Origin of the sequence: Octadecabacter algicola, assembly GCF_021532625.1 — a bacterium.
Classification (GTDB): domain Bacteria; phylum Pseudomonadota; class Alphaproteobacteria; order Rhodobacterales; family Rhodobacteraceae; genus Octadecabacter; species Octadecabacter algicola.
The window spans coordinates 1331146-1345924 of the sequence record NZ_JAKGAR010000001.1 but is presented as its reverse complement, the minus strand read 5'-3'; the positions used below and the strand labels follow the sequence as shown (position 1 = coordinate 1345924).

Genomic DNA, 14779 nt, shown 5'->3' with positions numbered 1-14779 from the left:
GTTCTGAATCCAAATCAATACTTGACCGCCTGGCAGTACATGTGCACCATTGTGCGGGACAGCTGATTGAGCACTGGGAGGAACAGATGAGCATCACGATCCGCGGAATTGATTTTCAAGCAAACGACGATAACGACATGGGGCTCGAGTTCGTGAACCTGAGCCACCGTTTCGGGTATCAGTGCCCGAACTGGCCTTACTTCAAAGACGTCGCAATCGAGCGCAAACACTACATGGCCAAGTCTGGGGTTCTATCGCAAACCATTACGACGACAATGCATGTGACAACTCACATCGACGCACCTGCGCACGTTGTTCAGGGCACGCCTTTCATTGACGAAGTGCCATTGCCGCATTTCTTCGGGTCTGGACTGGTCGTTTCGATTCCAAAGAAAAAGTGGGAAAGCATCACGGGCGAAGACCTGGAGAAAGCCTGTGGCCATGCGATCCGCAAGGGTGACGTACTGATCATCAACACTGGCTGGCACAAAGAATACGAGGATGGCGATTACTTTGCGTATTGCCCTGGCCTTGTTCAGTCTGCCGCAGATTGGATGGTTGAAAAGGGCGTTAAGGTTGTCGGTCACGACACCCAAGCCAACGATCATCCGCTCGCCACAGCGATTGGCCCACAGCGCAACGGTCCAATTCTACCACATCTGGAAGAAGAGTATCGTGAATGGTCTGGTGGCAACGATTGGAAAGACGACTTCCCTGAGTGGGAGCCAGTTCACAACACATTGTTCTCAAACGGCATTCTCGGAATCGAAAATGTTGGCGGTGATCTCGATAGCGTCACAGGCAAGCGCGTGACATTCGCGTTCTTCCCGTGGAACTGGGATCGCGGCGACGGTTGTATTATCCGTTTGGTCGCCATCACCGACAAAGAGCAGGCGTACCGTATCGAAGCAGGCGAACGCTTCTAGAACATTTGGGCATCGCCAACCGATGGCGATGCCCTTCGTTCTTTTGGGAGGGGGAATGATGCTAATCAAACGTTATGACGATGCTGAGACCTATGAGGCGCCCAATCATTGGGATGTTACAGGGCTGCGGTTACAGGGCTTCGAAGATGGAGGCCCGACCAATCAATGGATCGGCTTTTCCCAATTCTTGCCTGGCGGCGGGGCAGGGCCAGACAGCACGCCATTCGAAAAAGTCTATGTCGTTCTCGAAGGCGAGATGACGATCGAATGGGACGGCCAGACCGAGGTGCTGCGCGCAATGGACAGTTGCACCATCCCACCCGGCCAAGTGCGCCAGATCGAAAACAAATCCAATCACGTCTGTAAGATGCTGGTTGTTATGCCGTACCCACCGGGAGCGAAGTAATGAGCACAATTTCCAATCCGCTTGAGATGTTCGACGTCAAAGGTAAGACCGCACTGATTACTGGCGCATCCGGTGCCTTCGGAATGGTTGCCGCGCGGGTCCTTTCGGGGGCGGGCTGTAATCTGGTTCTGGTCGCAGGAAATCAGGACGCGTTGGATGATATTGCGGACGAATGCCGCGGTGCAGGTTCCAAAGTTGTGGCCGTAAACAAACGCCCTACAGATGAACTTATCTGTGCCGAACTTGTGCAAGCAGCGGTCGATGAATTTGGCGGGCTCGATATCCTTGTTGTGGCGTCTGGTATGAACAAGATCGCGATGATCAATGACATGTCGCCCGAAACATTTACGTCAGTAATGGATGCCAATGTTACGCAAAGCTGGTTATTGGCTCGTGCCGCAGCCGCGCAAATGAAAGCGCAAGGAAATGGTGGCAAAATCGTCCTTGTCAGCTCGGCTCGGGGTCTCCTTGGTCACCCTGCTGGATACACGGCCTACTGTGCGTCCAAGTCTGCGGTAGACGGCATCACCAAGTCGCTGGGTTGTGAATTGGGGCCGACGGGGATCACGGTAAATGCCATCGCGCCAACTGTGTTCCGGTCTCCACTCACGCAGTGGATGTTCGAAGACGACGAAAAGGCAAAAGCAGTCCGCGCCGGGTTTCTTGCACGTGTTCCGAAAGGACGGCTTGGCGAACCCGAGGACCTGTCTGGTCCACTCCTGTTTTTAGCGTCAAAGGCGTCCGATTTTTATACAGGGCATATTCTTTATGCTGATGGCGGATACACCGCAGGATGACCAATAAACGGGATATCGCGGTTATCGGTGCTGGATTAATGGGGCATGGCATTGCGCTCACGTTCGCGCGGGCTGGCTGCCATGTGTACATCACGGACCCGATGGCCGAGACATTGGCCACCGTCAAAGATCGCGTCGCCGAAAGCCTGAAGTTAATGGGCGTGGATGAGCTAGAATGCGAGTGTGTGCTGGCCAAGATCCGCCCTGTGGACACTCTGGCAGCGGCCGTCTCGGGGGCGACAGCCGTATTTGAAGCGGCACCAGAAAAGCTGGAGCTGAAGCAATCGATCTTTGCCCAGTTGGAAGAGCATGCGCCTGAAGACGCCATTCTGGCGTCAAACACCTCTGTCATTCAGATCAGCAAAATTATGGAGGGGTTAACGACCCGCCACCGTGCCGTCGGGACCCATTGGTGGAACCCGCCACACATGATCCCGTTGGTCGAAGTCATTAAGACAGAATGGACTGATCCAAGCGTGGCCCAATGCATGCATGATCTGCTTGCCGAAGCGGGCAAGACCCCGGTGATGGTCGAAAAGGACGTGCCCGGTTTCATCGGCAATCGCCTGCAACACGCTCTTTGGCGCGAAGCCATTTCATTGGTTGAGAACGGGATATGTTCGGCCAAGGCTGTAGACGATGTCGTCAAAGCCAGCTTTGGACGTCGCTTGGCGGTTTTGGGGCCTTTGGAAAATGCCGACCTCGTCGGGATTGAACTGACCCATGACATTCATGCTCAGGTCTTGTTTGACTTGGAAACGACACCGGACCCGTCCCCTTATCTCCAAAAACTACGAGACGAGGGACGCGACGGTATGGCGAGCGGTAAAGGGTTCCGAGACTGGAACGAAGGCGATCTAGAGGCAACAAAAGCCCGCGTCGCTCAACATCTGAAAAAGCTAGAGGCAATACTGCCACACTGATCATTCTTTGGGAGGAGACAATCATGGCTATCAAGACAAACAGACGGAAACTACTCGGAGGGTTGGCTGCAACGGCGGCCGCGCCAGCAATCCTATCGGCGACGCGCGCATATGCGCAGACACCTACTTTGCGGGTCGGGCATGTTAGCCCACGCACAGGGCCATTGGCTGGCTTTGCGGAAGCTGACGATTACATTCTGGAAGGTATCCAGGCTGCGTTTTCGGGAGGCATCGAAAACAATGGCAAGTCCTACAACATTGAAATCATTTCTAAGGACAGCCAATCGAACCCGAACCGTGCTGCAGAAGTCGCAGCTGACTTGATCCTTGGTGACGAGGTCGACATTATCGTTGCCGCGTCAACGCCTGACACAGTGAACCCGGTCGCAGATCAAGCCGAGATTAACGAAGTGCCTTGCGTTACGACTGACTGTCCATGGCAGCCGTATTTCTTTGGCCGCAACGGCGTGCCGGGTGAAGGTTTCCAAAGCACCTATCACTTCTTCTTTGGTATTGAAGACTGGATCGCCGCGACTTTGGATATGTGGTCCAAAGCGGATATGGGAACGCAAGTTGCTGGACTGTTCCCGAATGACGCGGACGGTAACGCGTTTGGTGATCCAGAACGTGGCTTGCCGCCAGCGATGGCTGCGGCGGGCTATACTGTAACAGACCCAGGTCGGTATCAGCCGCTTTCAGACGATTTTTCCAACCAGATCGCCGCATTCAAAGAGGCGGGTTGTACAATCGTGACTGGCAACATGATCCCGCCAGACTTTGCGACGTTCTGGGCTCAGGCAGCGCAGCAAGGATTTAACCCCAAGATCGTCACGATCGGTAAGGCGTTGTTGTTCCCGTCCGTTATCGAAGGCCTCGGCGATCGCGGAAATGGTCTAACGACCGAGGTTTGGTGGTCCCCGCATCACCCTTACACGTCTTCTCTAACGGGCACGTCTTCGCGTGATCTGGCCGAAGGGTACACTGCGGCCTCTGGTCGTCCATGGACACAACCGATTGGGTTCAAGCACGCATTGTTCGAAGTCGTTGCCGACGTTGTCGCACGCGCCGAAGATTTGGACGATCCTGCGGCCATTGTTGCGGCTATTTCATCGACCAATTTGAACACCATGGTTGGCCCGGTGAACTGGGATAACGGCCCGATCAACAACGTCACTAAGACACCGCTTGTCGGCGGTCAGTGGCAGCGACAGGGAGACGGCTTCGAGTTGCAGATCGTAGGAAACGCATCGGCACCCGAAATCCCGATCACCGCTGACTTGCAACTGTTGAACTAAGGAGAAAAATCTTGCCCGCAATCCTTTCCATTTCAGGACTTAGCAAGTCTTTCGGCGCCGTAGTGGTCGCCGATGAGACCAGCTTCGACGTCCAAGAAGGTTCCGCAGTTGGAATCCTCGGACCAAACGGTGCGGGCAAGACATCCTTGTTCAATTTAATCACGGGCACATTGCGGCCAAATGCGGGCCGGATCGAATTTGGGGGCACGGACGTAACGGCCCAATCCGCCGCGAAGCGCTGCAAGATGGGGATCGCTCGGTCGTTCCAAGTGCCGCAACCGTTTGGCGGCATGACGGTTTTCGAAAACGCACTCGTTGGCGCGACACAGGGCGCGGGTCTGTCTGGACGCGATGCGCAAACCTTTGTCTTGGAGGTATTGGAGGCAACGGGGCTGATCGACAAAGCGAATACTCGGGCAGGATCTCTGTCATTGCTCGACCGTAAGAGACTGGAAATGGCGCGGGCATTGGCAGCAAAGCCAAAGCTGTTGCTGCTGGACGAAATCGCGGGTGGCCTAACCGACGGCGAATGCGTTGCCCTTATCGAGACCATTCGAAATGTACATGCCTCCGGTACGACGATCATCTGGATCGAACACGTCGTCCATGCGCTACTCGCCGTTGTCGAAAAACTCATCGTCATCGATTTCGGTAAGAAAATTGCTGAAGGAGAACCTAAGGCCATCATGGATAGCGCAGAAGTAAAAGAAATCTATTTGGGGGTGGATCCCGATGTCTGACCCATTGCTTTCATTGGCGGGCCTTGATGCCCACTACGGGGATTTTCAAGCGCTTTACGGTGTCGATATGGATGTTCACGCAGGCGAAGTCGTGGCCATTATCGGTGCAAACGGCGCAGGCAAAACGACCTTGATGCGGTCGATCACTGGACTCGTGGCAAACCAATCTGAGCAAATTCAATTTCACGGGCAGCCCATTGGCGGCTTGCGCGCGGATCAAGTCGCGTACCTCGGTCTGGCAATGGTCCCCGAAGGGCGTCAGCTTTTCCCGTCACTCAGCGTTGAAGAAAACCTGCTTGTTGGTGGAACCGTAGGTCGCGCGGGTCCTTGGACCCTTGCGAAGATTTACAGCATGTTCCCGATCCTTGAAGAACGCAGAAAGCAAAAATCCACGTCTTTGTCTGGTGGGCAGCAACAGATGGTCGCCATCGGTAGGGCCCTCCTTTCAAATCCTGATCTGATCCTGTTCGACGAGATCAGCCTTGGATTGGCTCCGGTCATTATCGGCGACATCTACAAAGCATTGCCGGGGATCATCTCGGAAGGGATGACGGCGATGCTGGTCGAACAAGACATCTCGCGGGCGCTTCGTGTGTCGTCTCGTTTTTACTGCATGCAAGAAGGTCGAGTCTCGCTCGAAGGGCGCACAGAAGACGTCAGTCGAGACGAAATCACAGCAGCATATTTTGGGGTATCGGAATGATGGAATGGACCAATGCGATTGTGCAGGGAATCCTGCTAGGCGGTTTGTATGCATTGTTTGCGGCAGGGCTGTCTTTGATTTTTGGGGTCATGCGTCTGGTGAATATCGCCCACGGCGATCTCATTGTTCTCGCTGCCTATTTCGGGTTGACGACGACCGTTTTGTTGGGCGTTCATCCTTTTGTTGCGCTGCTGTTTGTCGTCCCTGTCATGGCGGGGCTTGGTTATGTTTTGCAAAGGGGGCTACTGAACAAGACGCTTGGCGATGACATCTTGCCACCGCTTCTTGTTACCTTCGGGCTTTCGGTCATCATCCAGAATGCCCTTCTAGAAGGGTACACCGCCGATCCGCAAAAATTGAACGGTGGCGCGATTGAAACGGCAAGTCTGCAGGTTGGCGGATTGGCTCTTGGTGTTTTGCCACTTTTGACATTTGGTATCGCGGTCGCGGTGATTGCCCTGCTGCAATGGGTTTTTTACGCCACGAGCCTTGGCCGCGGGTTTCGCGCTGTGTCCGACAATCAGGACATCGCCCAGATCATGGGGTTCAACAAGTCGCACATCTTTGGGCTGGCTATGGCGCTTGCGCTGGCGGTCACTGCAATCGCGGGCATTCTTTTGGGGATGCGCACCAGCTTTGATCCGTCAGTTGGCGGTGGTCGCCTGATTTTTGGCTTTGAGGCGGTGATCATCGGAGGGCTCGGAAACCTTTGGGGCACATTGGCGGGCGGTGTCATCCTTGGTGTCGCGCAAACGATCGGTGCAAAGATTGATCCCGGATGGCAGCTGTTGGCCGGACATATTGCTTTTCTTGTCGTTTTGGCAGTCCGCCCGAACGGCCTTTTCCCGAGGATAGACCATTGAACGCGCGTATCGTCACTAGAGCCACCCGCGCATCGCGCGTTGCAATGATCATTGGGCTGTTGGCCTTAATCGTTTTGGCCGCCGCACCATGGTGGGCCGGTCGTGCCGATCTGCGGCTTATGGGGGAAATCTTCCTCTACCTGTCGCTGGCCTGTCTTTGGAACCTGATGGCGGGATATGCGGGTTTGGTTTCTGTCGGCCAGCAGGCCTTTGTCGGCTTTGGTGGCTACATGCTTTTTGCGTTAACTATTTTCGGGGGCGTACATCCCATAGTCGCGATCTTGATTGGCGGGCTGTTGGCGGCGGTGCTGTCAGTGCCGATTGCCATCCTGATCTTTCGTTTACGCGGGGCTTATTTCGCCATTGGAACATGGGTCGTAGCAGAGGTTTTCCGCCTGTCCTTTGCACAAGCATCAGCCCTTGGTGGCGGGTCCGGTTCGTCGCTGCCTGTTGGTGTGGTTAAGTCACTTTCCGAGTCCCGTTCGGGGCGCGAGGCCTTATCCTATTGGTTGGCACTCGGGGCGGCCGTTGTGGTTATTGGAGCCGTCTACGCTTTCTTGCGCACACGTCGCGGCCTTGCGTTGACCGCCATCCGAGACAGCGAAATCGCTGCGTCGGGGCTCGGCATTGATATCTGGCGCACCAAGCTCGAAGTCTACGTCGTAACCTCCGCTTTCACTGCGATAGTGGGCGGGCTGATCTTTCTTCAAAAGTTACGGATTTCACCGGATGCGGCTTTTAGCGTCAATGACTGGACGGCTTTCGTAATCTTCATCGTGGTGATCGGCGGCATTGGCACACTTGAGGGACCCATCATCGGCACCTTACTGTTCTTCGCCTTGCGCGAAACGCTGGCCGATTACGGAACGATTTACCTGATCGCCCTCGGGGCAGTAGCCATCGTGGTTATGCTCAAAGCGCCTAAAGGCGTCTGGGGCCTGATCCGTGACAGATACGACCTTGAACTCTTCCCACTCAGCTATCGGGTTCGGGTTGATAGTAACGACAAAGGAGCCTGACCATGGCACGCCAGAAAAAGACCATTATCACCTGTGCCGTAACGGGTGCCATTCATACGCCGACGATGTCTGATGCGTTGCCCTACACATACGACGACATCGCGCGCGAAGCAATTGAAGCAGCCGAAGCAGGAGCATCAATCCTGCATCTTCATGCGCGTGACAATGAAACAGGCGCCCCGTCTGTGAACCCCGACGATTTCGCGGCGTTCCTACCGCGTGTCAAACAGGCGACCGACGCGGTTGTGAATATCTCGACTGGCGGCTCTCTCACACTTTCAATTCAGGATCGGATCAAACCCGCAGCAACATTCAGCGCCGAGATGTGTTCCATGAACATGGGATCGATGAACTTTTCGTTCCACCCCTTGGCCAAGCGCTATGGCGACGATGATTGGAAGTTTGATTGGGAAAAGGAATATGTTGCGGGATCAGACGGCAATATCTTTCGCAACACGTTCCGCGACATCGAAGAAGCGGCCAAAACGCTGGCCCCCCACGACATCAAGTTCGAACACGAATGCTACGATGTAGGACATCTCTATAACTTGAAATTCTGCATGGATATCGGGCTGTTTAAGGCCCCCATCTTCATCCAGTTCGTCATGGGCATTCTGGGGGGGATCGGGGCGGACATCGACAATCTCGTGTTCATGAAACAGACCGCCGACAAGCTGTTTGGGGATGATTACCGCTGGTCCATTCTTGCCGCGGGTGCATCGCAAATTCCGATGGCCACGACAGCTAGCCAAATGGGCGGCAACGTACGTGTCGGCCTTGAAGATAGCCTGTTTATCAATCGCGGCGAATTGGCCGAAAGCAACGCCCAACAAGTCGCCAAGATCCGCCGTATCGTCGAGGACCTCGGGTCTGTTGTCGCTACACCTGACGAAGCCCGTGAGATCCTTGATCTTAAGGGCGGAGACCGGGTGAATTTCTAAGAGGGGCGAGCCGTGCCAGAGATCGAACCAAAGGATACCAGCCTAAAGAGCCTTAAGGGGCTTCACCTTTGGCATGCGCCAATGTCGAGCTGTTCACAGCGGGTCCGGATCACGATGTTCGAAAGCGATCGCACATTCGAAAGCCACGTTGTTAACCTCGAAAAAGACGAGCATGCAACGCCGGAGTATCAAAAAATCCATCCTAAAGGGTTGGTTCCGGCCTTGGTTGAAGACGGGCGGCTATATATCGAGTCTATCGATATAATTGGACATATTGCGGGCGCCGATAGCCCGCTCGCCCGCGTTCGGGATAAGACACTTCTGACAATGGCGGACGAGGCGCAGCTTGACCTCAAGTTGTTGACATTTGAATTCTTGTTTCGCGCGGATCCGCCCCCTCCAGCAGAAGCTGTCGAAGCCTTTCAAAAAGGCCACAAGAATGAATGGCTGCAGCAGTTTCGCAAAGACTTTGCCGACGGGTTTGACAGTGACCGCATCAACGACGCAATCGCGCGCACGGACGTTGGTTTTCAGCACCTGAACCAAGTGTTGTCGGACGGTCGAACCTATTTGGAAGGCCCAGAATTCACCCTCAGCGACATCGCTTGGATGCCGAACGTGCATCGATTCAAGTTGATGGATTGGCCGTTTGGGAGGACGCCACATCTTGAAGCATGGTTCCAGCGTGTCTCGGAACGACCAAGCTATCGCCAAGCCTTAGTTGACTGGCAGCCGGAACCGGCCATTGAAAGCTTCATTGCGTATACAAAAAGTCGGCAGGTTAACGGGTCTGATGTTCGGTCATTCCCTCATTTTGAAGCCATCGATGCGTCATTGGACCAAACGTAGAAACGATCCTTTGCTTATCGCGGATCAGCATTGGTCGGCGGGGACGTGGCAGACAGGTTCTACAACGAATTTCCCGTTGGCCTTGTTACTTCCAAAGACTTTTATCGACACTTTTATGTCTTCGCCCCAACGATTGCCTTTGGCGTTTCTTGGGGAAACCTTTCGCGCAACCATCGCGCAAAAGCCGCGGCGGGCGCTGTAAAGCCGTTCGGCGGTGGTGTTACCCAATAAGACGCGCGCACAGGAATTTCATACGTAAACGGCCGCACTAAACGCCCGGAACGAAGGGCGTGATCTGATGTCACCGCATCACCAAGGCATAGGCCCATACCTGCCTCAGCCGAGGCATACATAGCTAAAAGTCCTGTGAAAATCATGCTGGGTTCACCGATCGCCAACGACTGACCCGTTTGCGCCATCCATTGGTTCCAGTCGTCCTGCGAGTTCAGGTGCATCAACATATCCGCTGTGAGACTGTCCAACGTCAGCGGCGCACGCGCGTGGAGAAAGTCAGGGCTACAGACCGGAAAGAAGGTGACATCAAACAGATGTATCGACCCTTCAGCAGGACGGTCCGTAAACAGGATCGCAAGATCACATTCCGGTATGTCTTCGCCAGCTGCAATACTGCGCAGCCTAAGTGAGATCGCGGGATGGCGTTGTCGAAAATCTGACAGGCGTGGTGCCAGCCAAGTCGCTGCAAATCCAGATGCTACCACGATTTCAAGGGGACCCTTGGCCTGATCCAAACTACTATGCGCTTCATGCAATATCGAAAGGGCAGGCCGAATAGCCGCCACGTAACGTCGAGCATCTGATGTGAGGACAACACCGCGACCCTTTGCAGTGGTCAACGCAAAACCAAGTTGCGCCTCAAGGGCCTTCAGTTTGTGACTTACGGCGCTTTGGCTCAGTCGAACCGCGACCGCTGCATCACGAACGGTCCCTGTTCGGGCCAGTGCATCCAAAACGATCAAGGCAGAAAGAGGGGGTAAACTCATGTGGTTACTTCATGATTTCGGGTGAATTTAATCATTAGACATGCGAAAATTAGATGAATAGTGATTGAATAGCAAAAAACATGAGGATCACGCCATGGAAGCCAGCTTTTCACGCCGTAAGTTGTTGGAACCGCAGGAGTTACGCGATCTCAACGCGCGGTCCGACTTGCGTGGATGGATGCAGATTCTAAGCCATGTTGGTGCCATTGTCGTGTTTGCCATCCTTCATGCACAGGCGATGGGGAGCGTTTGGGTTCTGGCGACCGGATTTGTGCTAGGGGTGTTGTTGAACTTTTTATACGCAGGCCAACACGAACTATCTCACGGCACAGTCTTTGCCACCAAGAAGGTCAATGAAATCTGGGGGCGTGTGATCGGGTTCGTTATGATCTTTCCACGCGACTTTGATCAGGTCATGCACTTTGCCCACCACAAATGGACCCAAGATTGGGAACGCGACGGCGAGTTGGTGCGTGAACCTTACACTCTGACAACCTATCTTTTATGGCTCAGCGGCGTCACCTATTGGCGTAATCGCGTATTTGGCGTCGTGCGCCGGGCGCGTGGGGTTATCGTAGAACCCTTTATCCGAACCGACGAAGAAGCCAAAGTTATCCGTGAAAGCCGCATCCACCTCGCTCTTTATGTCGCGATCCTTGTCGGATCACTGATTGCAGGAAGCTGGGCGTGGCTGACATTTTGGATTTTGCCGATGATCCTGACCAAACCCGTTCACCAGCTTCAAAATACAATCGAGCATTTGGGATTGAGCCACGAAGATAACATCTTGGAAAACACCCGCAGCACGCGCACAAATGCATTTATTCGCTGGCTGTGCTGGCAAATGCCATACCACACAGCCCACCATACATTCCCGTCCGTGCCATTTTGGAAGCTGCGTGATCTGAACGACAAAATCGAAACCCAAATCGGCGGTGAGGTCTGGCGCATGGGGTGGATCGAGTTCCAAATCGAAGTCATCAAAAAGTTGCGCCAACAGGACGAAAGCAAGTACCCGATGAACGAAGTCTGGGTGGTTCCAGTGAACGGACGCAGCATGCGGGTGGAAGCCGAATGACCCAGTCCCTCGATATCTACACCTCACTATGGGCGATGCAGCCCCATGACCCAAGCGGTGTTAAACTGCCCTTTGAAGCTGTTGTCGAAATGGTTGCAGATGCTGGATACCAAGGCATGGCGCTGGACTTCGGCGCGACCTCGGTTGAAGACGTTAAACGAATTGAACCCATGATGGCCCGCGCTGGGCTTCGACCGTTCTTGGTTGATTTTCCGAAAACCATCGAAGGCCTACGACCGACTTTGAAATTGGCGAAAGACTTCGGCGCGCCTTTCGTGGTTGTGATAGGGCAGGTGATGCCTGTGAGCGTGGAGGGCATGATCCCCGTTATCCGCGCATGGATCGACATGTCAGAGCAAGAAGGGATGCCAATCCTGTTTGAAACCCACCGAGACTGCATCACCAATGATCTTTTCTCCACGCTCTGCCTGCTGGACGCGGTGCCCGAGATGCGGATGTGTGCAGATTTGTCCCACTACGTAACAGGGCGTGAAATGGCCTGTCCGCTACGCCCACGTGACGCCGAACACATGAGCCGCATTCTCGCGCGGTCTGACAGTTTCCAAGGTCGCGTCGCCAGCCGAAGCCAGATTCAGCTGCAATTAGACTTTCCGCAGAACCAAAAATGGGTCGAGATGTTTAAAGGCTGGTGGCAAGAAGGTTTTGCCGGCTGGCGATCTCGCAATCCTGAAGGCAACTGTGTGTTCCTATGCGAACTGGGTCCACCAGATTACGCGATGACCGGCCCTGATGGGCGCGAGATGTCGAACCGCTGGGACGAAGCCCTGCAGATCAAAGCTTGGGTGCAACACATTTGGCGCAACCTAGGCCCGTAAATGGTTTGCATCATGACGGGCGCTTAGCCCGTGTGTGACGCAAATGATAATTGTCATGCTGCTCAAATCTCGTTCACCCGCCACAAAGTATCTTAAACTGGATGTCCCCGATTGGTGCGAACCGAAGCGATCAAAGCCTAGCACCTGAAATGCCGACAATTACTCAATAGTTCGGGAAAAGATGGAGGCGAGTACCGGAATCGAACCGGTGTACACGGATTTGCAATAACATTGCACTGCTATAATCGCTTATTATCAAGCGAAATTGGCGTCAATATTTAGGTGTGTACAGTTTTGTGTACGTCGATGTCGAGCGGTGTAGTCACGCTCTATAGATCAACCCTAGCTTGTTTTTTGCCAAGCACATACTTACCTAATTTAATGCTGATTTGAGAGGTATGTTGCATGGAATTTTTAGACGTAGAGTTTGTTAAAGCTGTTTTGACGGACAGCTATAAGATGCATCGTGATCATGAAATTCCATACCCAAGTTTAGACGAAACTATTAACTTGATTGAGTTCGACTACGATTTAGGCACAGTAGAGGGCGAAACACCGAACGGAAGTAAGAGCCGCGAGGGGAATGACTATTATTGGTTTCAGCACGCAGGGAAATCTATTCTCACCCATAGGTTTATCGCCGCGGTAACGTTGGGTAAGTGGGCACCGCGAGAATTTGACATTGATCATGTCAATCATAACCCGTCTGATAACAGACCGCATAACCTTCGAATTGTGACTCGTCGAGACAATGCAGGAAATCGGCGAAAAGTTCTGCTTTCTGAACTTACAGATCTTCAGGCAATTTCTGTCTCTGAATTGGAACGCAAACAGTCTAAAGATCGACTGCAAGAAGACGATCTTGAACCGGAAATTGACATGAGTAAGGACAACTCAAATCTATTTTCGGACAGTTCGATCCCTCATATTTCGTTCACTGGCGAGACCAAGCCAGCAAACAACGGAGGAACTTGGCATATGACCAATCTAGGCTCATGGCATTTGCGCTTTGACTGACAAGTCATGATAGCCTTTGTTCACATACGTGTTTCTCATTGAATTTATGTTAGTAAGGACTTGCTTTGACAGAGAATTTTAAAGACTTTGAACAGCGCCTCCACGAGGAGCAACCAAATCGTTCAGGTGATCGCCGTGATCAATTTCAGAGAGATCGTGCTCGCATAATGCACTCTGCAGCCTTTCGAAGACTGCAAGGCAAAACCCAAGTTATGGGAGTTGGTGAAGGGGATTTTCACCGCACGCGGCTTACACATTCAATTGAAGTTGCCCAAATTGGTTACGGTATTCTTGAAGTACTGCAGAAAAACAAAGCACTTTATCCTGCAGCGATCCAGAGCTGGCTGCCACACCGAGATTTGATTGAGGCTGCTGGCTTGGCACATGATCTTGGTCATCCCCCGTTTGGGCACAAAGGCGAAAAAGCGCTCCATCAATCAATGTTGAAATTTGGCGGTTTCGAAGGCAACGGTCAGACTTTGAGAATTCTGGCACGGCTTGAGAAGTATAAGCAGCGGGGCAGGGGCATATATCCAACGAGACGGTTGCTTCTTAGTGTGTTGAAATACCCCTGTGCAATTGACGCGTTTGACATGAATGCTCATCAGTCCGAACCGCCTAAGTGCTACCATTCAGAAGAGAAAGAAATCGTCGATTGGGCGCTTGACGCATTTACTGAAGATGACCGAGCAGAGTTTCAGAAACCGGATCTTGAAAAGGCAAAAGGTAAGTATCACACTTTTGATTGCAGTATATTGGAGCTCGCGGACGATATAGCGTACGGAATCCACGATCTCGAAGACATCGTAGCACGTGGGCTTGCTACTTCAGAGGATATTCGAGCCGCTGTGAAGACGGCATTTGAGGAGGTTGGCGGAAAACTGAGCCATGGCAATACGGATTTTACAGCGGACTTTGTCTGTACGGGTTTATTAGAAAACAGTTTTGAGCGGAAGCAAATGATTTCGTGCCTTGTGAACTTGTTCGTCACAAGCGTCAGAATTGAAACTGCTGGTGAATTTGAACACCCTCTTTTGAGATTCAACGCAGTTTTGCCGGACGAACACTTTAGGCTTCTGAAAATGATCAAAAAATTAGCGTATAAGCTGGTTATAAAGAAGGCAGAACTACAACAGTTAGAACGCCGTGGGCAAATGGTTGTGTCGAGATTATTCGAAGTGCTGAGTTCAAACCCCGAAGCACTGATTCCCGAAGGTTCTTGGAGCGATGGTTGCGTCGATGCGACACGAGAAAGACGAGTTTGTGATTATGTCGCAGGAATGACTGACGCCTATGCAGAGAAGCTCTACAAACGGCTTTTCCATCCGGGGTTTGGCAGTAGCGGCGATGAGCTATGAATGAGTGTCATTCTTAGCATTTTTTCG

General features: G+C 53.0%; 16 protein-coding genes. 15 read left to right on the top strand and 1 reads right to left on the bottom strand.

Features of this window, described 5'->3' with window-relative positions; all coding sequences use genetic code 11:
* The first annotated feature begins 86 nt into the window (after positions 1-86).
* The 11 genes from L0666_RS06660 to L0666_RS17350 are packed head-to-tail and all read left to right on the top strand — an operon-like array spanning position 87 to position 9462.
* Positions 87-926 carry a cyclase family protein gene (locus tag L0666_RS06660; protein WP_235259516.1) on the top strand — a complete coding sequence of 280 codons (840 nt, stop codon included), beginning with the start codon at positions 87-89 and terminating at the stop codon, positions 924-926.
* A 55-nt stretch (positions 927-981) separates the two neighbouring features.
* Positions 982-1332, top strand: a complete 351-nt coding sequence (locus tag L0666_RS06655) for a cupin domain-containing protein (protein WP_235259515.1) — start codon at positions 982-984, stop codon at positions 1330-1332.
* Entirely contained in the window at positions 1332-2129 is a 798-nt protein-coding gene (locus L0666_RS06650) for an SDR family NAD(P)-dependent oxidoreductase (RefSeq protein WP_235259514.1), read from the top strand. Before L0666_RS06655 ends, L0666_RS06650 begins: the two co-directional genes overlap by 1 nt.
* Positions 2126-3052: a 3-hydroxyacyl-CoA dehydrogenase family protein gene (locus tag L0666_RS06645; protein ID WP_235259513.1), complete on the top strand. Its 927-nt coding sequence runs from the start codon at positions 2126-2128 to the stop codon at positions 3050-3052. The genes L0666_RS06650 and L0666_RS06645 overlap by 4 nt, the downstream gene beginning before the upstream one ends.
* Positions 3053-3075: 23 nt before the next feature.
* Positions 3076-4347, top strand: coding sequence for an ABC transporter substrate-binding protein (locus L0666_RS06640; RefSeq protein WP_235259512.1), 1272 nt, complete (start codon positions 3076-3078; stop codon positions 4345-4347).
* 11 nt (positions 4348-4358) lie between these two features.
* Positions 4359-5087: an ABC transporter ATP-binding protein gene (locus L0666_RS06635; protein WP_235259511.1), complete on the top strand. Its 729-nt coding sequence runs from the start codon at positions 4359-4361 to the stop codon at positions 5085-5087.
* On the top strand, positions 5080-5790 hold the full coding sequence (locus tag L0666_RS06630; protein ID WP_235259510.1) for an ABC transporter ATP-binding protein: 711 nt from the start codon (positions 5080-5082) through the stop codon (positions 5788-5790). The genes L0666_RS06635 and L0666_RS06630 overlap by 8 nt, the downstream gene beginning before the upstream one ends.
* Positions 5787-6653, top strand: a complete 867-nt coding sequence (locus L0666_RS06625; RefSeq protein ID WP_336246270.1) for a branched-chain amino acid ABC transporter permease — start codon at positions 5787-5789, stop codon at positions 6651-6653. Before L0666_RS06630 ends, L0666_RS06625 begins: the two co-directional genes overlap by 4 nt.
* The gene (locus tag L0666_RS06620; protein WP_235259509.1) at positions 6650-7672 is read left to right on the top strand and encodes a branched-chain amino acid ABC transporter permease; all 1023 of its coding nucleotides are present in this window, start codon (positions 6650-6652) and stop codon (positions 7670-7672) included. Before L0666_RS06625 ends, L0666_RS06620 begins: the two co-directional genes overlap by 4 nt.
* A 2-nt stretch (positions 7673-7674) precedes the next feature.
* Positions 7675-8613 carry a 3,5-dioxohexanoate:acetyl-CoA acetone transferase gene (gene kce / locus L0666_RS06615; RefSeq protein ID WP_235259508.1) on the top strand — a complete coding sequence of 313 codons (939 nt, stop codon included), beginning with the start codon at positions 7675-7677 and terminating at the stop codon, positions 8611-8613.
* A 12-nt stretch (positions 8614-8625) separates the two neighbouring features.
* Positions 8626-9462, top strand: a complete 837-nt coding sequence (locus L0666_RS17350; RefSeq protein WP_235259507.1) for a glutathione S-transferase family protein — start codon at positions 8626-8628, stop codon at positions 9460-9462.
* A 113-nt stretch (positions 9463-9575) separates the two neighbouring features.
* On the opposite strand, the gene L0666_RS06605 is transcribed toward L0666_RS17350, so the two are convergent.
* Positions 9576-10463 (bottom strand): LysR substrate-binding domain-containing protein, encoded by an 888-nt coding sequence (locus tag L0666_RS06605; protein WP_235259506.1) that lies wholly within the window; start codon positions 10461-10463, stop codon positions 9576-9578.
* Positions 10464-10557: 94 nt separating this feature from the next.
* On the opposite strand from L0666_RS06605, the gene L0666_RS06600 reads away from it, so the two are divergent.
* From L0666_RS06600 to L0666_RS06585, 4 genes are all read left to right on the top strand, one after another.
* Positions 10558-11541 carry a fatty acid desaturase gene (locus L0666_RS06600; protein ID WP_235259505.1) on the top strand — a complete coding sequence of 328 codons (984 nt, stop codon included), beginning with the start codon at positions 10558-10560 and terminating at the stop codon, positions 11539-11541.
* The gene (locus tag L0666_RS06595) at positions 11538-12377 is read left to right on the top strand and encodes a sugar phosphate isomerase/epimerase family protein (RefSeq protein ID WP_235259504.1); all 840 of its coding nucleotides are present in this window, start codon (positions 11538-11540) and stop codon (positions 12375-12377) included. The genes L0666_RS06600 and L0666_RS06595 overlap by 4 nt, the downstream gene beginning before the upstream one ends.
* 405 nt (positions 12378-12782) lie before the next feature.
* Positions 12783-13394 carry an HNH endonuclease signature motif containing protein gene (locus tag L0666_RS06590; protein WP_235259503.1) on the top strand — a complete coding sequence of 204 codons (612 nt, stop codon included), beginning with the start codon at positions 12783-12785 and terminating at the stop codon, positions 13392-13394.
* 65 nt (positions 13395-13459) lie between these two features.
* The gene (locus tag L0666_RS06585) at positions 13460-14752 is read left to right on the top strand and encodes an anti-phage deoxyguanosine triphosphatase (RefSeq protein ID WP_235259502.1); all 1293 of its coding nucleotides are present in this window, start codon (positions 13460-13462) and stop codon (positions 14750-14752) included.
* The last annotated feature ends 27 nt before the right edge of the window (positions 14753-14779 follow it).